Origin of the sequence: Pseudomonas sp. PAMC 25886, assembly GCF_000242655.1 — a bacterium.
Taxonomy (GTDB): domain Bacteria; phylum Pseudomonadota; class Gammaproteobacteria; order Pseudomonadales; family Pseudomonadaceae; genus Aquipseudomonas.
The window spans coordinates 14,077-34,926 of the sequence record NZ_AHHC01000043.1 but is presented as its reverse complement, the minus strand read 5'-3'; the positions used below and the strand labels follow the sequence as shown (position 1 = coordinate 34,926).

Here is a 20,850-nt window from a genome sequence, read left to right as displayed (position 1 = left end):
TGGAACAAAAGGCTCATGCGTGTACTGATTATTGAAGACGAAGAAAAAACTGCCGACTACCTGCACCGCGGGCTGACGGAGCAGGGCTATACCGTCGACGTTGCCCGTGAAGGCGTCGAAGGGTTGCACCTTGCCCTGGAGAACGATTACGCGGTGATCGTGCTCGACGTAATGCTGCCCGGCCTGGATGGCTTTGGCGTATTGCGCGCGCTGCGGGCCCGCAAGCAAACGCCGGTGATTATGCTCACCGCCCGCGAGCGCGTGGAAGACCGCATCCGTGGCCTGCGCGAAGGGGCGGACGATTACCTCGGCAAGCCGTTCTCGTTCCTTGAACTGGTGGCGCGCCTGCAAGCCCTGACCCGTCGCAGCGGCGGGCACGAGCCGGTGCAGGTGACCATCGCCGACCTGTGGATCGACCTGATCAGCCGCAAGGCCAGTCGCAACGGGGTTCGGCTGGACCTGACCGCCAAGGAGTTCTCGCTGCTCAGCGTTTTGGCCCGGCGCCAGGGTGAAATCCTGTCCAAGACCTCGATTGCGGAAATGGTCTGGGACATCAATTTCGACAGCGACGCCAACGTGGTGGAAGTGGCGATCAAGCGCCTGCGGGCCAAGCTCGACGGCCCGTTCGAACAAAAGCTGCTGCACACCATTCGCGGCATGGGTTACGTGCTGGAGAACCGCAGTGTCGGCTAACTCCATCGCCCTGCGCCTGAGCGGGATGTTCACGCTGGTGGCGCTGCTGATCTTCCTGTTGATCGGCGGCGCGCTGTACCAGCAGGTAGACAAAGGCCTGGGCTTGCTGCCCGGTGCCGAGCTGGATGCGCGTTACAGCGTGCTGGAGTCCTCGGTGAATCGCTTTGGTACGCCGGACCATTGGGCCAAGATCACCGCCAAGCTCAAGCTGTTGGGTGAAGAAGACAAGCGCATCCGTTTCTGGGTGGTGAGCAGCGACCCCACCTACGAATATGGCAACCCGGACGCGCAGATTCGGGCCTTCGCCGAAGGCCCGACCGGCAAGCGTGATTTGCACCTGCCGGGCCATCATCATCCGTTCAAAGTGCTGGTCAGCCAGTTCCCGGCCAAGGACCAGCGCCCGCCGCTGCGTTTCATGATCGCGGTCGACACCGAGAATTTCCGCGCCACCCAACATCAACTGCTGGTGGCGCTGATCGGCCTGGCGTTCGTGGGGGTGCTGCTGGCGTCGTTGCTGGGGTTCTGGGTCGCACGTATCGGCCTCAAGCCGTTGATCAAACTGTCGGATGAGGCGCAGAAACTCGCGCCGCCGAAACTCTCCGGGCGCCTGCAATTGTCGCCATTGCCGCCGGAGCTGAAGCAGTTCGTCAATTCCTTCAACTCGACCCTGGACCGGGTGGAGCAAGCGTACTCGCGCCTGGAATCGTTCAACGCCGACGTGGCCCATGAACTGCGCTCGCCGTTGACCAACCTGATTGGCCAGACCCAGGTGGCGCTGACCCGTGGGCGTTCGGCCGAGCATTATTTCGAGGTGCTGCAATCGAACCTGGAAGAGCTGGAGCGCCTGCGTTCGATCATCAATGACATGCTGTTTCTGGCCAGCGCCGACCAGGGCAGCAAGGCCACCAAGCTGATCACCAGTTCACTGGCGGATGAAGTGGCGACCACCCTGGATTACCTCGACTTCATCCTGGAAGACGCCCAGGTGCAGGTACGCGTGAGCGGCGATGCCCAGGTGCAGATCGAGAAGGCGCATCTGCGCCGGGCGTTGATCAATCTGTTGAGCAACGCGGTGCAGCACACGGCCCCGGGGCAGGTGATCGAGGTGAAGATCGAAGTGCTGGAGGACCACGTGGCGATCGGGGTGACCAACCCGGGCGATGAGATTGCCAGCGAGCATCTGCCTCGGTTGTTCGAGCGGTTCTATCGGGTGGACGCGTCCCGCAGCAATAGCGGGGCGAATCACGGATTGGGGCTGGCGATCGTCAAGGCGATCGCGCTGATGCACGGCGGGGATGTGTTTGTGCGCAGCGAGGGTGGCGGCAACACCTTTGGCATTACGCTGCCGGTGTAGCCGCTGACCAGCTTCAGTTACTCAGCCGGGCCCCGCCCAGACTGCCACTCAGCTCATAGGCGGCCAGTTCCGCCTGATGCGCGGCCATGATTTCCGGCAGTGAACTGCGCAGGTATTCGACCCACGTCTTGATCTTCGCATCCAGGTACTGGCGCGAAGGGTAGATGGCGTACAGGTTGAGTTCCTGGGAACGATAGTTGGGCATCACCCGCACCAGCGTGCCGTTGCGCAGCCCTTCAATCGCCGCATACACCGGCAACAGGCCAACGCCCATGCCGCTGGTGATCGCGGTTTTCATCGCATCCGCCGAGTTCACCAGGAACGGTGAGCTGTTGATCGCCACGCTCTCCTGGCCCTCTGGCCCGTTGAACGACCATTTGTCCAACTGAATCACCGGGCTGACCAGGCGCAGGCACGCGTGGTTGAGCAGGTCACTGGGCCGTTGTGCGCAGCCATTGGCCTTGACGTAGGCCGGCGAGGCACAGGCGATGCTGTAAGTTATCCCCAGCCGCTGCGAGACGAAACCCGAATCCGGCAGCTCGCTGGCCAGCACGATGGACACGTCGTAACCCTCGTCCAGCAGGTCCGGCACGCGGTTGGCCATGGTCAGGTCAAAGGTCACGTCCGGGTGGGTGCGGCGGTAGCGGGCAATCGCATCGATCACGAAGTGCTGGCCGATGCCGGTCATGGTGTGCACTTTCAGCTGCCCGGCGGGGCGGGCGTGGGCGTCGCTGGCTTCGGCCTCGGCTTCCTCGACATACGCCAGGATCTGCTCGCAGCGCAGCAAATAGCGCTTGCCGGCCTCGGTCAGGGCGATGCGGCGGGTGGTGCGGTTGAGCAAACGGGTTTGCAGATGGGCCTCAAGGTTGGAGACCGCGCGCGAGACGTTGGCAGTGGTGGTATCCAGTTGCACGGCGGCGGCGGTGAAGCTGCCGGCTTCGGCCACACAACTGAAGGCGCGCATGTTTTGCAAAGTGTCCATGGGGTGCTCTCTGGGAGATGGCAAATTGTGACACGAAGTTTCTTTTTTTTGCAGAGCGAATAATGAACCTACCAAAAGATTATCGCCTGAACGGTAACAAAGATTCACAAGAATCCCACCTTATCGCCATCCGGCCCGCCCCTTAGAATTGCGCCACCTTCCCCGCAACACCCTCTCAGGAATTCGCAGCAGTGCCGCGTCGCATCAGCAGAGAGCTGAAGACTCTCAGTGTTTGGGCCTTATCGTTAGCAATCAGCGGCTGCATCGGAACCGGAGGAATTGCCCCCAAAGGGCAGGCACTCGCCGCCAATACATTGGCCACCGACGAAGCGATCAAAATCGCTGCCCAGGACGCCCACTGGCCCACTGCGCAATGGTGGCAAGCCTACGGCGACCCGCAACTCAACCACTGGATCGACCTCGCCGTGCAAGGCAGCCCGAGCATGGCCATGGCCGCCGCGCGGGTGCGTGAAGCCCGGGCCCTGGCCGGGATTGCCGAGTCGGCCGAGTCGTTGCAGATCAATGGCGACGCCACGCTCAAACGCCATAACTGGCCGAGCGACCAATTCTACGGCCCGGGCGCGCTGGACAATTCCACCACCTGGGACAACAACGCGTCCCTGGGCTTCAGCTATGCCCTCGACCTTTGGGGCCGCGAAAGCAATGCCACCGAGCGCGCCGTGGACATGGCCCACATGAGCGCTGCCGAAGCGCGCCAGGCCCAGCTCGAATTGCAGAGCAACGTGGTGCGCGCCTATATCCAGCTCTCGCTGCACTTCGCCCAGCGCGACATCGTCGCCGCCACCCTGGCCCAGCAACAACAGATCCTCGATCTTGCGCAAAAGCGCTTGAATGGCGGGATCGGCACCCACTTCGAAGTCAGCCAGGCCGAGACGCCGTTGCCGGAAACCCATCGGCAACTGGACGCCCTGGACGAAGAGATTGCCCTGAGCCGCAACCAGTTGGCTGCGCTGGCGGGCAAAGGGCCGGGGGCGGGCGCGCAGTTGCAGCGGCCCACCCTGTCCCTCGGTGCGCCGCTGAAATTGCCCTCGAGCTTGCCCGCCGAACTGCTCGGCCAGCGCCCCGACGTGGTCGCCAGCCGCTGGCAAGTGGCGGCCCAGGCCCGTGGCATTGATGTGGCCCACGCCGGGTTCTACCCCAACGTCGACCTGGTGGGCAGCCTCGGCTACGTCGCCACCGGCGGCGGCATGCTGGAGTTCCTGACCGGCAAGAAACTCAATTACACCGCCGGCCCGGCCATCAGCCTGCCGATCTTCGACGGCGGCCGCCTGCGCTCGCAACTGGGTGAAGCCAGTGCCGGCTACGACATCGCCGTGGCCCACTACAACCAGACCCTGGTCAACGCGCTCAAGGGCATCAGCGACCAATTGATCCGCCGCGAGTCGATGGACAAGCAGCAGGCCTTCGCCGCCGAGTCCGTGGCCTCGGCGCAGAAAACCTACGACATCGCGATGATCGCCTACCAGCGCGGCCTTACCGACTACCTCAACGTGCTGAATGCCCAGAGCCTGTTGTTCCGCCAGCAGCAGGTGCAGCAACAGGTCCAGGCCGCACGCCTGAGTGCCCACGCCGAACTGGTGACCGCATTGGGCGGTGGCCTCGGCGCCGGCAGCGATGTGCCTCAGGACAGCAAGACCTTACCGAGCAAGACCCCGGCGGCCCTGGCCGTGTTTGATCACTGAGTAGGATGCGATGACTCCCTTGCCTGCACCGCTGCGCTGGTTGCACTCGCTTGAGTGGCGCCGTGGTTTCTTCGATTGGGCACGCAGTGACGGCGTGACCTGGGTCTATATCTTCAAGGTGCTGATCGCGGCCTTCCTGACCTTGTGGCTCGCCATGCGCCTGGAGTTGCCGCAACCGCGCACCGCGATGATCACCGTATTTATCGTGATGCAGCCGCAAAGCGGCCAAGTGTTCGCCAAGAGTTTTTACCGCTTCCTTGGCACCCTGGCGGGGTCGGCGGTGATGGTGTTTCTGATCGCGTTGTTTGCGCAGAACACTGAGCTGTTCCTCGGTTCGCTGGCGATCTGGGTCGGCATCTGCACCGCTGGCGCGACCCGCAACCGCAACTTCCGCGCCTACGGTTTTGTACTGGCCGGCTACACCGCCGCGATGGTCGGGCTGCCGGCCCTGGCCCATCCCGACGGCGCGTTCATGGCGGCGGTCTGGCGGGTGCTGGAAATTTCCCTGGGGATTGTCTGCTCCACGCTGGTCAGCGCCGCGATCCTGCCGCAAACCGCCAGTGCCGCGATGCGCAATGCCTTGTACCAACGCTTCGGGGTGTTTGCGTTGTTCGTCACCGACGGCCTGCGCGGTCGCAGCGAGCGCGAAGGGTTTGAACGCAGCAACGTGCGCTTTATCGCCGAAGCCGTGGGCCTGGAAGGGCTGCGCAGCATCACCGTGTTCGAAGACCCGCACATGCGTCGGCGCAATGGCCGTCTGACCCGTTTGAACAGCGAGTTCATGGGCATCACCACCCGTTTCAACGCCTTGCACCAATTGCTGGAACGCCTGCGCAGCAATCAGGCTGACCATGTGGTGGCGGCCATCAAGCCGGGCCTGCAAGACCTGGCCGAATTGCTCGACGGCTTCTCCGGTCGCGCCCTCACCAGCCCCGATGCGGCGCGCCTGGTCAGCCAACTGACGGCTTACAAAGAGGGCCTGCCCGCCAAGGTCCGCAGCCTGCGGGCGAGCTTTCAGGAAAGCGCGCCCAGCGACGCCGAGCAGCTGGATTTCCACACCGCCTACGAGCTGCTGTACCGCTTCGTCGACGAGTTGCACAGCTACGCACAAACCCACGCGTCCCTGGCCGACCACAGCCACGAACGCGAACACTGGGACGAGCCCTACACCCCGAAAACCAACTGGCTGGCCTGCGCCGCCTCGGGGATTCGCGCGTCATTTATCCTGATCGTGCTCGGCAGTTATTGGGTGGCCACCGCCTGGCCCAGCGGCGCCACCATGACCCTGATCGCTGCTGCGACGGTGGGCTTGTCCGCCGCCACGCCCAACCCCAAGCGCATGGCGTTTCAGATGGCTTGCGGCACCTTGATCGGGGCGCTGGTGGGCTTTGTCGAGATGTTCTTCGTGTTCCCCTGGATCGACGGGTTCCCGCTGCTGTGCGTGATGCTCGCCCCGGTGATCATCTTCGGCTCGTTCCTGGCCTCTCGCCCGCAATACGCGGGAGTCGGCGTCGGGTTGCTGATCTTCTTCAGTACCGGTTCGGTGCCGGATAACCTGACGATCTACAACCCCTACACCTTCATCAACGACTACATCGCCATGGTCATCGGCATGCTGGTGTGTGCGGCCGCGGGCGCGATCATCCTGCCGCCCAACAGCCGCTGGTTGTGGCGCCGGCTGGAGCAGGATTTGCGCGAGCAAGTGGTGTTCGCCATCAGCGGCAAGCTCAAGGGCCTGGCGTCAGGTTTCGAAAGCCGCACCCGCGACCTGCTGCACCAGGCCTATGGTTTCGCCGCCGGGCAACCGCAGGTACAACGCAACCTGCTGCGCTGGATGTTCGTGGTGCTGGAAGTCGGCCACGCAATTATCGAGTTGCGCAAGGAACAGGCGATCTTGCCGGTGCACCCGGCGTATGCCGAGTCCCAGCCGTGGCGCCAGGCGATCCGGGTGATGGGCCGTTCGCTGGTACGGCTGTTCCTGCAACCCAGCGCCAGCAACCTGGAGCGCAGCCTGATCGCCGTCGACCATGCCATCAGCCGCGTGCAGGCCACCGACGAACCCTTCGCCCCGCACTTCGACACCTCGGCCCTGCGCCGGGTGAAAAGTTACCTGCACTTTATCCGCACCTCCTTGCTGGACCCGCAATCACCCCTGGCTGCCCTCAAGCCCGAAGGACCCGCTCATGCCTCGTGAAATCGCCTTCCACGGCGTGTACATGCCCACCATGACCCTGATGTTTCTGATCGCGGCGGGCCTGGCCTGGGCCCTCGACCGGTTCCTGGCCGGCTTTGACCTGTACCGTTTTTTCTGGCACCCGGCGCTGCTGCGCCTGAGCCTGTTCGCTTGCTTGTTCGGCGCCCTGGCGCTGACCGTCTACCGTTGAGAATGCCCCGATGAAAAAGTTTTTCAGCCTGCTCGCGACCTTGCTGGTACTGGCCCTGGCGATCTGGATTGGCCGCACGTTGTGGGTGCAGTACATGGAAACCCCCTGGACCCGCGATGGCCGGGTGCGTGCCGATATCATCAACGTCGCCGCCGACGTGACGGGCGAGGTGGTCAACGTCCCGGTGCGTGACAACCAATTGGTGAAAAAGGGCGACCTGCTGATGCAGATCGACCCCGAGCACTACCAGATTGCCGTCAAGCAGGCGCAGTCGCTGGTGGCGTCCCGCAAGGCCACCTGGGAAATGCGCAAGGTCAACGCCCACCGCCGCGCCGACCTCGATGCCCTGGTGATCTCCAAGGAAAACCGCGACGACGCCAGCAACATCGCCGACTCGGCCCTGGCGGATTACCAGCACGCGCTGGCGCAACTGGAAGCGGCCGAACTCAACCTCAAGCGCACCCAGGTGGTGGCGGCGGTGGATGGCTACGTTACCAACCTCAACGTGCACCGGGGCGACTACGCGCGCATCGGCGAAGCGAAGATGGCGGTGGTGGATATGAACTCGTTCTGGGTGTATGGCTTCTTTGAAGAAACCAAGCTGCCTCACGTCAAAGTCGGGGATAAAGCCGACATGCAACTGATGAGCGGCGAAACCCTCAAGGGCCACGTGGAAAGCATCTCGCGCGGGATCTACGACCGTGACAACCCGGAAAGCCGCGAACTGATTGCCGATGTGAACCCGACGTTCAACTGGGTGCGCCTGGCCCAGCGAGTGCCGGTGCGGATTCACATCGATGAAGTGCCGGAGGGTGTGCTGTTGGCGGCGGGCATCACCTGCACCGTGATTGTTAACCAAACACAGAACTGATTTTCTGTGTTGATGAGGGGGCTTGTCCTGTGATGATGTGGGGGGCTTGTCCTGTGGTGAGGGGGCTTGCCCCCCGTTGGAGTGCGAAGCGCTCCCGCTTTTTTTGCGGCCGCTGCGCAACCCAACAAGAGACAAGCCCCCTCACCACAGGTCAGCAAAACGTCTCGTGCAAGTGGCGCCACAGCAGGGCGCCACTGGCCTGCTTTTCAAACACCACCGTCGAACGCCGGTCGGTGTGTTTACCGCTGCCATCCACCTGTTGCTCGCGATAACTCACTGTTGCGCCACGAGCATGTCGGTCAATCCCGGCAAATTCGCTGAGGCTGATCTTGAACCCGGACCGCTTGCCGCCCGCCTGGCTGAACAGCTGCTTGAGCATCGCAAAGTCCAGTTGTTTGCCAGCCGGGGTGATCATGGAAAAGTCCGGCGAAAAACGCCCCAGCAAAACCTCCAGTGTTCCCTCGGGTGCCGTCCCGGCAAACCATTGTTCGATCTCGACATGGGCCTGGATCACTTCATCAAAAAAGTCGCGGTAATCAATCATTGTGTGGGCTCGCTGGCAGGGTGAAGCAGTGTCCGTACCGTGGACGCATCCAGGCACAGTACTGCAAATAATGGGAACAGGGTCAACGCCGCGGCAATCACGAAGGTCGCGGTGAAGGAGTGCAGTGCCGCCAGTACCGCACTGAGCAACGCCGCCCCGAGGCAAAAACTTAACTGGCGATTGATGTTCCACAAGGCGCTGGCGTGGCCCATGCGATCGGCCGGAATGTCGAGAAAGGCCAGGGTTTGCGCGGTGCTGCTGCACAGGCTGCCGCCCAGGCCCATCAGGGTGTAGGCGAGCACCACGACCAGCGGGTGTGGCTCGATCAACAACACGATGCCAATGGCTTGCAGCAGCATGCCCGCCAACAATAACGGCCTTGGCCCGCAGCGATTGAACAGCTTTTTGCTCAAGGCGATGGCTACGCCTGAGGCCAGCGCCCAAGGCAGCATCAGCGCGCCGATGTGGCTGGCGGTAAACCCCAGGCCGTGCAGGTAAAGAATCGCCACCAGGCTGGTGCCGATAAAGACGCCCGGAATGAACAGGTAGACCAGCATCGCGACCCGCAGCATTGGCTGGCGAATCTGCCCCAGGATGGCGCCGAGGTCCAGGGACGGGCGCGCGGAAGCCGGGGTGTCGGTCTCCAGCCAGCGCCACGTCAGCATCAGGGTGATCAGCGCCAACGGCAGGTTGGCGAAAAAGATCCAGCGCCACGACACACTGTCCACCGCCACCCCGCCCAAGGCGGGCGACAGGGCTGGAATCAGCAGCGCCACAAACATGACTTTGGCCGTCAACTGGCTGCGTTCTGCCGGCGGAAATTGCCGATAAGCCAACGCCTGGCCCACCGGGATCAGCAAGCCGCCGCCCAAACCCTGGAGCAGGCGCCAGCCGATCAGCGCTTCAATCGATGCGGCCTGGCCCACCAGCACCGACGCCACGCCGAACAGCAACAGGCTGACGGCAATCAACCGGCGCTCACCCAGCAGCGCCGCCAGCCACACACTCAGGGGAATGACGACGGTCAGGCCGAGCATGTAGGCGTTGCCGATCCACGCCAGTTGCGTGACCGAAGCGTGCAACTCGCTGGCGATATCCGGGTAGGCGATGGTGGCGACAAACATGTTCACCAGGTCCAGGGCGAAGCCCAGTAGAAAGATCCAGGTGACTTTCGAGCGGTAGGTCATTGCGCTGTTCCTGCAGTGGATGGCGGCAGGGTAGGCGGGTGCGGGCACTTGGGAAACAGCGGTTTGACTGTTAGTTTGTCAAAAATATTTTGACAAAGGAGGGTGTGGCCAATGGTCAGCCTCGATCGATTTGACACCTTCAAGGCCGTGGTCGAGGCCGGTTCATTGACCGCAGCCGCGGATTTCCTCGGGCAGACGCGGGCGGTGGTGAGCTTCAACCTCAAGCGCCTGGAGGCCGAGCTGGGCGTCACCCTGTTGACCCGCAGTACCCGCCAACTGGCGCTGACCGATGCCGGTGAACGCTTTTACCTGCGCTGCACACGGATGCTGGAAGAGGCGCGCCTGGCAGTGGAAGAGGCGCGTTCGGAGCACAGCCAGCTCAAGGGCACGCTGCGTATCACCACCACCGTCGAATACGGATTGGCGGTGGTGGTGCCGGCGCTGGAAACCTTTCGCGGCCTGCACCCGGAATTGAACATTCAGTTATCCACCTCCTCCAGTCATGCTGACCTGATCTCCGAGCGGTTTGATGTGGCTATCCGGTTGGGGCGCATGCTCGATTCCAATCATCGGGCGGTGCAGCTGTCGAGCTACGAGATCTTTGCCGTGGCCGCGCCGGGGTTTGCCGGAATCTCCACGCTGGATGAACTGGAGCAACTGCCCAGGCTCGGCCATGGACGGCTGACGGAGTTGGCGGTGGTTGACCCGGCAGGCCACGAGCACCTGTATCGCCCCGGGCCTGGCAAGGCTTCACTGGTTGCGGACAGTGCCGCCATTCTCCAGGCCTTCGCCGTGCGCGGGCATGGCGTGGCGATCCTGCCCCAGTGGCTGGTGCAGGATGACCTCGATGCCGGGCGTTTGGTACGGCTGCTGCCGGATCATCGATTTACGCCGCAGGGCGTGTATGCCCTGTACCCGGACACCCGGCACCTGCCGCTGAAAGTGCGGGCCTTCATTGATTTCATGAAGGGCTGATCAGCCGAGAAACCGTGTGGCGAGGGAGCTTGCTCCCGCTGGGGGGCGAAGCACCCCTGAAGAGGTCAGCGCATTCTTTCAGGAAAGCTTGGGCGGATGGGTTTGGGGCTGCTGCGCAGCCCAGCGGGAGCAAGCTCCCTCGCCACGGGGAGGCGGGAGCTCTTAGAGCTGGCCGCTCAGGCCAAAGCGTTTTTTCAATACGGTCTCCAGCAACCCCTTGGGCAACAACGCCGCCATCCACGGCAGCGCCTGGCTGCCATTGCCCGAGCGCAACAGGCGTGGCGGGGTGGTCTGTTGCACGGCCTTGAGCACGTCGGCCGCAAACTGGCTGGCGGGTGTCGGCCGGTCCTGGGAGGCTTTGGCCCGCGCGCGGATACTTTCGCGCAGCGGCCACCAGGGCGATTGCTCATTGATCAACAGCTCGGCCTGGGTACCGGCGTTTTTCGCGAAGCTCGTGTCAATGGCGCCCGGCTGCACTTCCATCACCCGCACGCCAAACGGCGCCAGTTCCATGCGCAACGCGTCGCTCAAGGCGTGCACCGCCGCTTTCGAGGCGCAGTAGGCACCGGCAAACGGCGTGACCAGCACCCCCGAGACGCTGCCGATATTCACCACCAACCCTTTGCGCTGGCGCAGGGCCGGGAACAGTGCCTGGGTCACCCCGACCACGGAAAACACATTGGTCTCAAACTGCTGTTGCATCGCCTGGGTGCCACCGTCGAGCAACGGGCCCATGGCGCCGTAGCCGGCGTTGTTGATCAGCACGTCCAGCTCGCCGATATGCCCGGCCAATTCAGCGAGCGCGGTGCTGTCGTTGACGTCCAGCCGTACAGCGTTGAAGCCGGCGGCGCTCAGTGCGGCGACATCTTCGGTGCGCCGGGCGCTGGCCCACACGTCAAAACCGGCGTGCTTGAAGGCGTCTGCCAGGGCACGGCCGATGCCACTGGAACACCCGGTGATGAGTACGTTGGGCATGGATCAGTCCTTTGTGGTGATTAGTCGGAGAAGCTGCCTTGCAAATGCTCGGCGCGAAATTCCAGGGTTTGCGGACGGTAGCCGGGGCGCAGCGGCGGCACCGGCAGGCAGTCTTCCCAGGTGGCGCCGGCTTGCAACTCGCCGGGGCCGCGATAGCGCGGGGCAGCGTACACGTTGTCGGCCAGGTTGACCGTATCGCCCGGGGCATAGGCGGCGACACGCCAGCGCAGTTCAGTCAGTGGCACGCTGTTGCCGTTGTTCAAGGTGAGCTTGAGCGGGCGGTCCGCCGGGCATTCTTTGGGGGCGTAGACGGTGCGCAGTTCCAGGCGCGCCAATTGCTGGGCTTCGCGGTTGTCCAGCCACACCACCCATACCGCCACCAGGCCCAGCCCGACGGCAGCCGCGAGGGAAACCGGCAACGCCTTGGCCGGGTAGCGCAGCAGGAGGATCAGCCAGGTGATAATCAGCAAGACGCCAAAGAACATGATGAAAACCTCACAGACAGATAAGCCATCCTACCCGCCCGGTTATCGGATTTACTATCCGCACTGATGAGAAGCCTTCACCTACAGCGATGTGTATGTTTTCAGTCAGGCCAAGGAACTGATTCGCCAAGGTTATCCACACAGGTGGTGAATGGATAACACTACTCAAGTCAGGACGGCGTCAACCAGCAAGATAATGAAGTGAACCACCATGAAAACTTCCGCTATAGATCTTCCCGTGACTTCCCCTCTCAGTGCACCTGAGGCAAAAGAAACTGCGCCGATGCTGTCAGAAGGTCTTAGGCAAGCGATTCGTTCTGAAGTCCAGGCCTATTCGCCCATGAGCCTTCATGAACAAGAGAGTTCCGGCCTGGCGGATATGCTCAAACAAGCCATTAATCAAGAGCTCTCTTCTTACTTTCCAACCGCGCTTAATGGGTTTGACGATGACAAGTCAAAAGGCGCAGCCATGACGTTAGCGGGCGCGGCGATGCAAGGGCTCGGCAAAAAACTCGGCTCTGCCGGTGGGCTCGGATCAAAAATAGCGGGGGCGGGTATGATTTGGGGTGGCCGGGCCGCTGAGGAAGTCGGCAAAAACACCTATGGAGGCAGCAGTAGCAGCTCGAGCGGCAACACTAACGCGTTTGGAGGTTTTTATACCGGTAGGGGGATAGGTGATTCCGGTAACAGCAACAACAAGTAGTGCCTGCGACGGGGTCGAGCCACCGTCTGAATCTTGCATGAAAAAAAGCCCCCGCCCCACCGGCTGCGGATAGGGACGCAGCCGGTGGGGCGAGGGCTTCTTGTGTTGCTCTGTTTACTGCGCGATGGTTTTCACCGACACGCCACGCTCGATCGGCGTAGACCGACCGTAGATATCTTCAAAGCGCTCGATATCGTCCTCACCCAGGTAGCTGCCGGACTGCACCTCGATAATCTCCAAGGGAATCTTGCCCGGGTTGCGCAAACGGTGCACCGAGGCAATCGGGATGTAGGTGGACTGGTTTTCGGTGAGCAGGAACACGTTCTCGTCACAGGTGACTTCGGCGGTGCCGCTGACCACAATCCAGTGTTCGGCGCGGTGGTGGTGCATCTGCAACGACAGGCAAGCGCCCGGCTTGACCGAGATGTGCTTGACCTGGAAGCGGCCGCCCATGTCCACCGAGTCATACGAGCCCCACGGACGGTACACCTCGCAGTGGTTCTGGGTTTCGCTGCGGCCCTGTTCGTTGAGGGTGTTGACCATCTGCTTCACGCCCTGGACCTTGTCCTTGTGGGCAATCATCATCGCGTCCTTGGTTTCCACCACCACGATGTTTTCCAGGCCGATCACCGACACCAGTTTGCCGTTGCCGTGGATCATGCAGTTGCGGCTGTCCTGGATCACCACGTCGCCTTTGCTGACGTTGCCGTTGGCGTCTTTTTCATTCACGTCCCACAGCGATGCCCAGCAACCCACGTCGCTCCAGCCGGCGGTCAATGGCACCACGCAGGCCAACTGGGTTTTTTCCATCACGGCGTAGTCGATGGAGTTGTCCGGGCAGCAGGCGAAGGTGGATTCGTCGATGTCGATGGTGTCGGCGGTGTGGTTGCTGCGTTCCAGGGTCAGCAGGCAGGTGTCGTAGATGTCCGGGTCGTGCTTTTTCAGCTCTTCCAGGAAGCGGCTGGCGCGGAACAGGAACATGCCGCTGTTCCAGAAATAACCACCGCTTTTGACGAACTCGGTGGCGCGTTTTTCATCGGGTTTTTCGACGAACTGCTGCACCCGGCTGACGCCCTCGGGCAGCAGTGAATCGTTGGTCGACTTGATGTAGCCGTAGCCGGTTTCCGGACGGGTGGCCGGTACGCCGAACAGCACCATCTCGCCGCGCTCGGCGGCCACGGTGGCCAGGGCCAGGGCGCGTTGCAGGGCTTTCTGGTCGTCCAGCACGTGGTCGGCGGGCAGCACCAGCATCAGCTCGTCACGGCCTTCGTTGACCAGCATCATCGCGGTCAGGGCCACGGCCGGCGCGGTGTTGCGGCCGAACGGTTCCATCAGGATGCGCTGGGTGTCCAGTTTGCGGGCGGCCAGTTGCTCGTTGACGATAAAGCGGTGGTCCTTGTTGCAGACCACGATGGGCGCGTCCATGCCGTCGAATACCAGGCGCTCCAGGGTTTGCTGGAACAAGGTGTGTTCGCCGGTCAGGGCCAGGAACTGCTTGGGAAACTGTTTGCGGGAAAGCGGCCAAAGACGTGAGCCGCTACCACCGGAAAGGATTACTGGGATCATGTGTTTCTCCTTGAATCGATATGGGTCAGAGCTACGAAGGTTTGTCGTTTCACTCTTGTTTTTGTCCGGTCCTGAGTTGAAATTCTGACAATGTGGGAGCTGGCTTGCCTGCGATGGCGCCTTCAAGACCGCCATCGCTGGCAAGCCAGCTCCCACAAGGGGACGTGTCAACTCAGAGAAAAAATCAGCGGGTCGACACGGGGCGCTTGACCCACACTGGCGACAGGTTGGCGCCGGTGCCGGTGACGTACAGCACTGCTGCCTCACCGCGCTCCAGGGCCACTGGCTTCACATCACCGACTTTCTTGTCGCCTTCGTACAGTGCCAGGCTGACCTTCACCGGGTTGATCTCGCGCTCGCCACGGCCCTTGGCGGCCACGGCCTGGACCACGTCGGTCTTGCCGTCGGCGGTTTTCAGGGTCAGCGACTTGTCACTGAGGTTCTGCACGCGCACCAGGGATTTCTGCTTGTTCTTGAACGGCGGTTCTTCGATCAGTTGTGGCTGGCCGCTGCCGCTGCTGACCAGGGTGTAGTAGTGGTCGGCGGCGAGCTTGACCGGCAGGGTCTGGCTGCCGACCTTGGCGCTGTAGTCACCGCCCGGCATGAAGCTGAAGTCGCTGCTGGCCAGCGGTGCAACCTCGTTGAGGTTGGTGCTGCCGACGGTGGCGCTGACTTCCTGGTTGCTGGCGTTGTACACCCGCACAAAGCTCGAGCCTTTTGGCGCGACGGGGCCATAGAGCGCGGCGTCGCCACCGGCGAAGGCAGACATCGAAACAACGCTCATGCCGGCGACGAGGGCAAAAGTTTTTGCGAGGTTAGTAGTGAAAGTCATGTGAGTTACCTCTCTTTCAGTTTTGCGCCCGGTCGGGCGTCTCGGATTTTTGGGTTTTAACTGGGGTGTTCAGGGCCATGTTCTGTTGGCGCGTACCGGCTTGTTTGAGCTGCGCAACCCACTGCGGGTCGGCGTCGCCGATTTCGTTGTTCACGGGCAGATAGCGTTCGGGAAACTCCCAGATCAGCACCTGGGGCGGGCTGTTCTTGAAGTCGTCGCTTTTCAGGTAGCTGAGCATCGGCAGGATCGGGCCGTGGCCGTCTTCGGAGTAGTTGATGACGTCGCTGCCCAGGGCTTGCTTCAGCGCGCCGACAAAGTTCCAGTTCGGGTTGGCGCTGTAGCTGGTGCCTACCAGCGCCACCGGGGTTTCGCTGTCGGTGAACAGCGCGTCGTCGCCCTTGGATTCAGCCAGGTGAGTCACGCGCTTTTGCAGTGGCTCCTTGGGCGGCATCAGGTTTTCGAACAGCGGGTCCAGGGGCAGGAACAGGCGCAGGTCTCCCTTGTGCGGTTCGGTCTTCTCGGCTTCGGTGACAAAGCGTTGAGGCTCGCCGCTCAGTGGGGTTTTATCTTTAATCGTCTTGGCCAGTTGCTTGGCCGCGACGTCAGCGCCGTCCGGTGTCCAGTGGGTGTCGGTACGCAGGAACACTTGCTGGCCGTGCAGCTTGGCCTGTTGCAGTGGGCCCATCAGGTCGGGGGCGATGATCTTGTCGGCGGCCATGCGGGCATGGAAGTCCTGGTACAGGCCGGCGTGGATGCTGGCCGGCTGCACTTCACCCAGGTGTTCCGGGTACAGGCGCACCTTGGCCGGCACGATCGCCATCACCAGTTGGATGCCCTGGGCCTTGAGCTTCTGGCGCACGCCTTCCACCAGGGCGTAGTTGCCCTGCAGGTTCTGGTCTTCATTGACGATGGGGTTGAATTCCTCGTCGCTGTACAACCAGTGATCGCGGCCAATCACCACGCCGGGACGGCCTTCGTTGAACAGCTTGTAGTCCAGGGCTGCCCAGAGGTTGGTGCCCAGGCGCTTGATCGGGAACTGGTCGTCGTAATGGGTCTCGACGGCCTTGGTCCAGCGACCGTTGAGCACGGTCGCGTCGGCGTTGGTGCTGAAGCCCAGGAAACTGCGCATCGACCAGGCACCCAAGGCCAACAGCACGGCCAGGAACAAGGCGATATAGAGGACGCGTAATGAACGGGTCATGGTCGGCTCCCTCAGAACTGGAAGTAAAGGAACGGCGAGAAGCTCTGCGCCGAAAGTTTGAGAATCGATGCCACGAACAGCAGCAGCACTGCAGCGCGCATCGCATAGCGTGGCCAGGTGGCGCTCCAGTAGGCCGGTTGCACGGTGGCCTCGATGCCCACGGTGTAGCCGGGCTCATGGATGCTGCCCGGGTTGTCGCCCGGTACGGCCTTGATCAAGCCCGGTTGGGCAGTGGCCGGCCCATCGGCCTGGGTGTTGACCGCAGGCTTGGTTTTTTCCGGAGGGCGGTTGCTGTAGAAGTCCCGCAGGCCGAAGAACGCCAGGGTTGCGTACGCCACCACCAGGGTTGCCACTTGCAGGCCGGTGAGGCTGGCGCGGTTGAGTTCCGACAGCGACCATTCGCCGAAGCTGAACATCGCGCCGTACATGCGGCCGGCGACGTGCAGGTTTTCCGAGCGGAAGATCACCCAGCCCATCACCACCAGCAGGAAGGTGAAGGCCCAGCGGACGACGTTGAAACTGCGCGGTGCGGTGTTCAGGCCGATGGCTTTTTCAATCGCGAGCCACATGCCGTGCCAGGCGCCCCACACGATGTAGGTGATGTTCGCACCGTGCCACAGGCCACCGAGGAGCATGGTCAGGAACAGGTTGCGGTAGGTGGTCAGCGTGCCTTTACGGTTGCCGCCCAGGGTGATGTAGAGGTAGTCACGCAGCCAGGTGGACAGGCTGATGTGCCAGCGCCGCCAGAACTCGGTGATCGACTGGCTGATGTACGGCTGCTTGAAGTTTTCCATGAAGCGGAAACCCATCATCAAGCCCAGACCGATTGCCATGTCGCTGTAGCCGGAGAAGTCGAAGTACAGCTGCGCGGTGTAGGCCAGCGCGCCGAGCCAGGCGTCACCCGTTGTCGGGTTTTGCAGGGCGAAGCAATGGTCGGCGACCACCGCCAGGGTGTCGGCGATGAACACCTTCTTGATGAAACCCTGCATGAACCGTGTGCAGCCCTCGGAGAATTTATCGAGGGTGTGGGTGCGGTTGTTGAACTGGTCGGCCAGGTCGCGAAAGCGCAATACAGGGCCGGCAATCAGGTGCGGGAAGATCGCCACGAACGCCGCAAAGTCGATCAGGTTGCGGGTGGCCGGAGTGTCGCCGCGGTACACGTCGATGATGTAGCTGATGGACTCGAAGATGTAGAACGAGATCCCGATCGGCAACAGCACGTGGGTCAGGATGAAGGGCTCCAGGCCCGCCGACTTCATCATCAGGTTGATGCTGTCGACCCCGAAGTTGGCGTACTTGAAGTAGCCGAGAATGCACAGGTCGACCGCCACGCCCAACAGCAGCCAGCGCTGGGCCGGCTTGGTGCGCACGCCTGCCACACCGACCTTGAGGCCGATCCAGTAGTTCCACAGCGTCACGGCGGCGAACAGCGCCAGGAAGTCCACTCGCCACCAGGCGTAGAACACGTAGCTGGCAATCAGCAGCAGCAGATTGCGATAGCGTTGCCCGCTCAAGTAGTACAAGCCGAGGAAGATCGGCAAGAACAGAAACAGGAACACATTGGACGAGAAAACCATCCCGATCTCTCCATGTTTAACCAACAGTCAAGGGCCAACGGCCCCCCCAAACCCCCCACGGAAATACGCAGAGAGCGGTACTACATTCCTACTGACGAAACCGGCTCAAATTGTGGGAGCGGGCTTGCTGTGGTGAGGGGGCTTGTCCCCCGTCGGGTTCACCACCGATTGATGGGGCTGCTTCGCAGCCCAACGCGGGGCAAGCCCGCTCACCACAGCAAGCCCGCTCCCACATTTGAATTGCGTTTCGTCAGGAGCCTTTGTTGCCTTTCTCGCGCGCCGGGTCGAAGACCTTGGTCAGGTCACCCCCGAGGCGGAAGGTCTTGAACGGCTGCATCCCGTGCTTGCGCTCGATCACGTCCGGCGCGCAGGTGTAGAGGGTGCAGAAGGGCTCAAGCCAGGCAAATTTCATGTCCTCCTTGAGGTCCTTCATGTCCTGCTCCTTGCCGTTCTTCTTCTCGAAGATTTCCGGGTCTTTCACCCCGGCCAGCACCTTGTCACCCAGGCGTTTCAGCGCGCCGTTGTTTTCCTGGCGCAGGTCCACACCGTTGACCAGCGCAAAACTGGCGATCATCGACAGCGGCGGCAGGGCGTAGTTGTGGTACGACAAGGCCCGTTGCTGACGCTTCAATTCGTTCGGCAGGAAGCCCTGGTCGTCGACCTGATTGGCGCCGACCTTGTATTCCTTCACGGCCCAGTCAAACAGGTCGCGGCGGTTCACGGCGATGGAGGTCGCCATGACGGACCAGGCGGCCCAGTAGGAGTGGTTGTTGGTTTTATCCAGCGGCAGGTTGTCCCAGTCGCTCACCACCTGGTCAGCCATTTTGCTGAACCAGGCCTCGATCAACTGTGACTCCTGCTGATGGTTGGCCAGCGGGTGGGAGTCGGAGAACTTCAGGCGCACATAGGCCGAGGCCATGCTGCCCAGCGCCCATTTGCGCATCGACTTGCCGGTGTGGTTGAAGTCCTTGGACATCAACGCATCCGCCTTGGCCCAGCTGGTAAGCCAGTTGAGCGTGCATTCCAGCTGCTCCGGGCGGCCGTCGCGCATGAACTGCATCACGCGCTTGCTGGTGTCTTTTTCCAGCTTGGTGATGTCGGCGGTGCTGTCGCGAAAGGCTTTTTCCGATTGCACATTCAGCGTGGAACGGGCCTTGTCCGAACCTTCGTACTTGCTGCGAAACTGCAGCGAACCGGTGTACGGCGCCGGCATGGTGTCGCAGTCATTCTTGAAGTCGCCGGTCTTGAACGCTTCCACCGGGGCGAAATAACCCTGGGGCGGACGCAGTGGCGCGGCGGCGTTGACTGAGCCGGCGAAGATCGCCATGCCCAGTAAAGTTGGAATCAATAACTTCTGCATAAGTAACCTCATTGCCCGAGTTGGGCGGTCTGTTGACCACCGCTTGGGAATACGTTGCGTGTGCAAATTTTCGCTTCAACCTTCTGCGCGGCCTGACCCGCTTCGGGGCCCTGCACTTCCACGGCCAGCAGGTTTTGCGTGGCCCAGTCTTCATCGGTGCGCAGTTCAAAGGCGAAACGCCCGTCTGTATCGGATGTTTCGGGTTTCTCGATCTTGATGTCCTCGTGGCGCCCGTTCATGTACCAGAGGGTGGCTTGCAGGGTTTTCACCGAAGGGTCGGCGAAGCGGATGTCGACCTGATGGCTGGCATTGCGCAGGTCTTTGTTCGAACTGTTCACCAGCAATTCGTTCTTGCCGGGTTTCAGCGTGGTACTGGCGGTCATCTGGGCGGTCTTGCCTTCGCAGCCGTTGTCCAGCAGCGACATCATCTGGCGGTAGATGGTCTCCTGGTCCAGGCGATACAGCGGCGAGAATTCCCAGATCAGAATCTTCGGCGGGGTCTTCTGGAATTCTTCGCTGCCCAGGTACTGGATCATCGAGCCTTCGAGGCCACCGCCGGGGAAGGCGACGTTGAGGATGTCGGCACCGATTTCCTGTTCCAGGAAGCCGGCGAAGTTGTAGTTCTTGCCGCTGTGGCTGGTGCCCACGAGGGTGATCTGCGGGTTGCCGGAATCGCCGAACAGGTCGCCGTCGCCCGCTTCGCCCTTGGGCTCGGTGGTGAACTGGTCCATGTACTGGATCGCGTAGCTGGTGCCGCACAGTTGCCCGGCCATGTTGTGCAGGGTGCCGGTCTTGCCCATGCGCCCGGAGCGTTTGGTCTCGAATTCACGCTGCGGGATACCGGCAAATTCAGGCATCGCGCGCACTTTGGCGCCGACGATTTTGGCGGTGCGCTGGGCGCCGTACGGCGTCCAGTGTTGGTCGCCGCGGAAGTAGAAATCGTGGGCCGGCAATTCATCCGGCAGTTGCTCGTTGGTCAACGGCGACAGGTCCGGCACCACGTAGCCCATCTTGGCGAAGCGGCCGAGCATGGTCTTGTAATTGCCCAGGGCCTTGTCGAAATCGAACTTGGCTTTCTCTTCCGGGTTGAGCTTGTTGCGGTTCACCAAGCCACGGGTCGGCTGATACACCACCACCAGTTCCACGCCCTTGCTCTTGAACGCATCGTGCAGCTGTTGCATGCGTTTGTAGCCGGCGGGGCTGGTGTCGAATTCGGTGCGCAGGTCTTCCTGGGTACGGAACAGCCAGTCACCCTGGGCTTGTACCAGGGTGGTGAAGTTCTGCTGGTAGCGCGTGGTGTAATTCTTCGCGTCGTGGGCGGCCGGGCACAGGCTGCAGCACGGCTCGGCGCTGAACTTCGGGGCCTGTACTTCGTCGGCGCGCACGCCCTGGCTGGCCGCGAGCAGGCCGAGGGTCAAACCCGAAAGGCTGAGCAGTTTGATCATGTGTGGGTGCATA

19 protein-coding genes are annotated in these 20,850 nt (G+C 62.1%); 8 read left to right on the top strand and 11 right to left on the bottom strand.

Annotation, left to right across the window (positions count from 1 at the left end; all coding sequences use genetic code 11):
• Positions 1–15 precede the first annotated feature (15 nt).
• Both MUM_RS0113430 and MUM_RS0113425 read left to right on the top strand, forming a co-directional pair.
• A complete protein-coding gene (locus MUM_RS0113430) occupies positions 16–693 on the top strand; it encodes a heavy metal response regulator transcription factor (protein ID WP_003216255.1) in 678 nt (225 codons plus the stop codon).
• Positions 683–2,047, top strand: a complete 1,365-nt coding sequence (locus MUM_RS0113425; protein ID WP_010170451.1) for a heavy metal sensor histidine kinase — start codon at positions 683–685, stop codon at positions 2,045–2,047. The genes MUM_RS0113430 and MUM_RS0113425 overlap by 11 nt, the downstream gene beginning before the upstream one ends.
• Before the next feature lie 13 nt (positions 2,048–2,060).
• Here MUM_RS0113425 and MUM_RS0113420 read toward each other — a convergent pair whose 3' ends face one another.
• Positions 2,061–3,029 (bottom strand): LysR family transcriptional regulator, encoded by a 969-nt coding sequence (locus MUM_RS0113420; protein ID WP_010170450.1) that lies wholly within the window; start codon positions 3,027–3,029, stop codon positions 2,061–2,063.
• Between the two features lie 191 nt (positions 3,030–3,220).
• On the opposite strand from MUM_RS0113420, the gene MUM_RS0113415 reads away from it, so the two are divergent.
• Genes MUM_RS0113415 through MUM_RS0113400 form a run of 4 tightly spaced genes read left to right on the top strand, consistent with a single transcriptional unit; the run spans position 3,221 to position 7,987 of the window.
• A complete protein-coding gene (locus MUM_RS0113415) occupies positions 3,221–4,732 on the top strand; it encodes an efflux transporter outer membrane subunit (protein ID WP_029615880.1) in 1,512 nt (503 codons plus the stop codon).
• Positions 4,733–4,742: 10 nt separating this feature from the next.
• The gene (locus tag MUM_RS0113410) at positions 4,743–6,926 is read left to right on the top strand and encodes an FUSC family protein (RefSeq protein WP_010170447.1); all 2,184 of its coding nucleotides are present in this window, start codon (positions 4,743–4,745) and stop codon (positions 6,924–6,926) included.
• Positions 6,916–7,116 carry a DUF1656 domain-containing protein gene (locus MUM_RS0113405; RefSeq protein ID WP_003216262.1) on the top strand — a complete coding sequence of 67 codons (201 nt, stop codon included), beginning with the start codon at positions 6,916–6,918 and terminating at the stop codon, positions 7,114–7,116. The genes MUM_RS0113410 and MUM_RS0113405 overlap by 11 nt, the downstream gene beginning before the upstream one ends.
• A 10-nt stretch (positions 7,117–7,126) precedes the next feature.
• Entirely contained in the window at positions 7,127–7,987 is an 861-nt protein-coding gene (locus MUM_RS0113400) for an efflux RND transporter periplasmic adaptor subunit (RefSeq protein WP_010170446.1), read from the top strand.
• A gap of 151 nt (positions 7,988–8,138) precedes the next feature.
• On the opposite strand, the gene MUM_RS0113395 is transcribed toward MUM_RS0113400, so the two are convergent.
• A complete protein-coding gene (locus MUM_RS0113395; RefSeq protein WP_010170445.1) occupies positions 8,139–8,531 on the bottom strand; it encodes a hypothetical protein in 393 nt (130 codons plus the stop codon).
• A complete protein-coding gene (locus tag MUM_RS0113390; RefSeq protein WP_010170443.1) occupies positions 8,528–9,718 on the bottom strand; it encodes an MFS transporter in 1,191 nt (396 codons plus the stop codon). The genes MUM_RS0113395 and MUM_RS0113390 overlap by 4 nt, the downstream gene beginning before the upstream one ends.
• 111 nt (positions 9,719–9,829) lie before the next feature.
• On the opposite strand from MUM_RS0113390, the gene MUM_RS0113385 reads away from it, so the two are divergent.
• Complete coding sequence (locus tag MUM_RS0113385; protein ID WP_010170441.1) at positions 9,830–10,693, top strand: LysR family transcriptional regulator; 864 nt, start codon at positions 9,830–9,832, stop codon at positions 10,691–10,693.
• Positions 10,694–10,855: 162 nt separating this feature from the next.
• Here the strand turns inward: MUM_RS0113385 and MUM_RS0113380 are convergent, their stop codons facing one another.
• Together MUM_RS0113380 and MUM_RS0113375 are read right to left on the bottom strand one after the other, a co-directional pair.
• On the bottom strand, positions 10,856–11,668 hold the full coding sequence (locus MUM_RS0113380) for an SDR family oxidoreductase (protein ID WP_010170439.1): 813 nt from the start codon (positions 11,666–11,668) through the stop codon (positions 10,856–10,858).
• 20 nt (positions 11,669–11,688) lie between these two features.
• Positions 11,689–12,153, bottom strand: a complete 465-nt coding sequence (locus MUM_RS0113375) for a hypothetical protein (RefSeq protein WP_010170436.1) — start codon at positions 12,151–12,153, stop codon at positions 11,689–11,691.
• Positions 12,154–12,364: 211 nt separating this feature from the next.
• Here MUM_RS0113375 and MUM_RS0113370 point away from each other — a divergent pair, with 211 nt between their 5' ends.
• A complete protein-coding gene (locus MUM_RS0113370) occupies positions 12,365–12,856 on the top strand; it encodes a hypothetical protein (RefSeq protein ID WP_141629496.1) in 492 nt (163 codons plus the stop codon).
• A gap of 114 nt (positions 12,857–12,970) precedes the next feature.
• Here the strand turns inward: MUM_RS0113370 and MUM_RS0113365 are convergent, their stop codons facing one another.
• The 6 genes from MUM_RS0113365 to MUM_RS0113340 all read right to left on the bottom strand — a co-directional run bounded on the left by MUM_RS0113365 (position 12,971) and on the right by MUM_RS0113340 (position 20,849).
• Complete coding sequence (locus MUM_RS0113365; RefSeq protein ID WP_010170433.1) at positions 12,971–14,422, bottom strand: mannose-1-phosphate guanylyltransferase/mannose-6-phosphate isomerase; 1,452 nt, start codon at positions 14,420–14,422, stop codon at positions 12,971–12,973.
• A gap of 184 nt (positions 14,423–14,606) precedes the next feature.
• The gene (locus tag MUM_RS0113360; RefSeq protein ID WP_008434181.1) at positions 14,607–15,254 is read right to left on the bottom strand and encodes an alginate O-acetyltransferase AlgF; all 648 of its coding nucleotides are present in this window, start codon (positions 15,252–15,254) and stop codon (positions 14,607–14,609) included.
• A 16-nt stretch (positions 15,255–15,270) separates the two neighbouring features.
• A complete protein-coding gene (locus tag MUM_RS0113355; protein WP_010170430.1) occupies positions 15,271–16,455 on the bottom strand; it encodes an alginate O-acetyltransferase in 1,185 nt (394 codons plus the stop codon).
• Positions 16,456–16,466: 11 nt separating this feature from the next.
• Positions 16,467–18,032, bottom strand: coding sequence for an MBOAT family O-acyltransferase (locus tag MUM_RS0113350; RefSeq protein WP_010170428.1), 1,566 nt, complete (start codon positions 18,030–18,032; stop codon positions 16,467–16,469).
• A gap of 250 nt (positions 18,033–18,282) precedes the next feature.
• Complete coding sequence (locus MUM_RS0113345) at positions 18,283–19,392, bottom strand: mannuronate-specific alginate lyase (protein WP_010170426.1); 1,110 nt, start codon at positions 19,390–19,392, stop codon at positions 18,283–18,285.
• 8 nt (positions 19,393–19,400) lie between these two features.
• Positions 19,401–20,849, bottom strand: a complete 1,449-nt coding sequence (locus MUM_RS0113340) for an alginate O-acetyltransferase (RefSeq protein WP_010170425.1) — start codon at positions 20,847–20,849, stop codon at positions 19,401–19,403.
• Position 20,850 lies beyond the last annotated feature (1 nt).

Excerpts from the sequence above, each read along its gene's own strand:
- MUM_RS0113430 (WP_003216255.1), top strand. The coding sequence starts at position 16 with ATGCGTGTACTGATTATTGAAGACGAAGAAAAAACTGCCGACTACCTG.
- MUM_RS0113420 (WP_010170450.1), bottom strand. The coding sequence starts at position 3,029 with ATGGACACTTTGCAAAACATGCGCGCCTTCAGTTGTGTGGCCGAAGCC.
- MUM_RS0113410 (WP_010170447.1), top strand. The coding sequence starts at position 4,743 with ATGACTCCCTTGCCTGCACCGCTGCGCTGGTTGCACTCGCTTGAGTGG.
- MUM_RS0113405 (WP_003216262.1), top strand. The coding sequence starts at position 6,916 with ATGCCTCGTGAAATCGCCTTCCACGGCGTGTACATGCCCACCATGACC.
- MUM_RS0113400 (WP_010170446.1), top strand. The coding sequence starts at position 7,127 with ATGAAAAAGTTTTTCAGCCTGCTCGCGACCTTGCTGGTACTGGCCCTG.
- MUM_RS0113395 (WP_010170445.1), bottom strand. The coding sequence starts at position 8,531 with ATGATTGATTACCGCGACTTTTTTGATGAAGTGATCCAGGCCCATGTC.
- MUM_RS0113390 (WP_010170443.1), bottom strand. The coding sequence starts at position 9,718 with ATGACCTACCGCTCGAAAGTCACCTGGATCTTTCTACTGGGCTTCGCC.
- MUM_RS0113385 (WP_010170441.1), top strand. The coding sequence starts at position 9,830 with ATGGTCAGCCTCGATCGATTTGACACCTTCAAGGCCGTGGTCGAGGCC.
- MUM_RS0113380 (WP_010170439.1), bottom strand. The coding sequence starts at position 11,668 with ATGCCCAACGTACTCATCACCGGGTGTTCCAGTGGCATCGGCCGTGCC.
- MUM_RS0113375 (WP_010170436.1), bottom strand. The coding sequence starts at position 12,153 with ATGTTCTTTGGCGTCTTGCTGATTATCACCTGGCTGATCCTCCTGCTG.
- MUM_RS0113370 (WP_141629496.1), top strand. The coding sequence starts at position 12,365 with ATGAAAACTTCCGCTATAGATCTTCCCGTGACTTCCCCTCTCAGTGCA.
- MUM_RS0113365 (WP_010170433.1), bottom strand. The coding sequence starts at position 14,422 with ATGATCCCAGTAATCCTTTCCGGTGGTAGCGGCTCACGTCTTTGGCCG.
- MUM_RS0113360 (WP_008434181.1), bottom strand. The coding sequence starts at position 15,254 with ATGACTTTCACTACTAACCTCGCAAAAACTTTTGCCCTCGTCGCCGGC.
- MUM_RS0113355 (WP_010170430.1), bottom strand. The coding sequence starts at position 16,455 with ATGACCCGTTCATTACGCGTCCTCTATATCGCCTTGTTCCTGGCCGTG.
- MUM_RS0113350 (WP_010170428.1), bottom strand. The coding sequence starts at position 18,032 with ATGGTTTTCTCGTCCAATGTGTTCCTGTTTCTGTTCTTGCCGATCTTC.
- MUM_RS0113345 (WP_010170426.1), bottom strand. The coding sequence starts at position 19,392 with ATGCAGAAGTTATTGATTCCAACTTTACTGGGCATGGCGATCTTCGCC.
- MUM_RS0113340 (WP_010170425.1), bottom strand. The coding sequence starts at position 20,849 with ATGCACCCACACATGATCAAACTGCTCAGCCTTTCGGGTTTGACCCTC.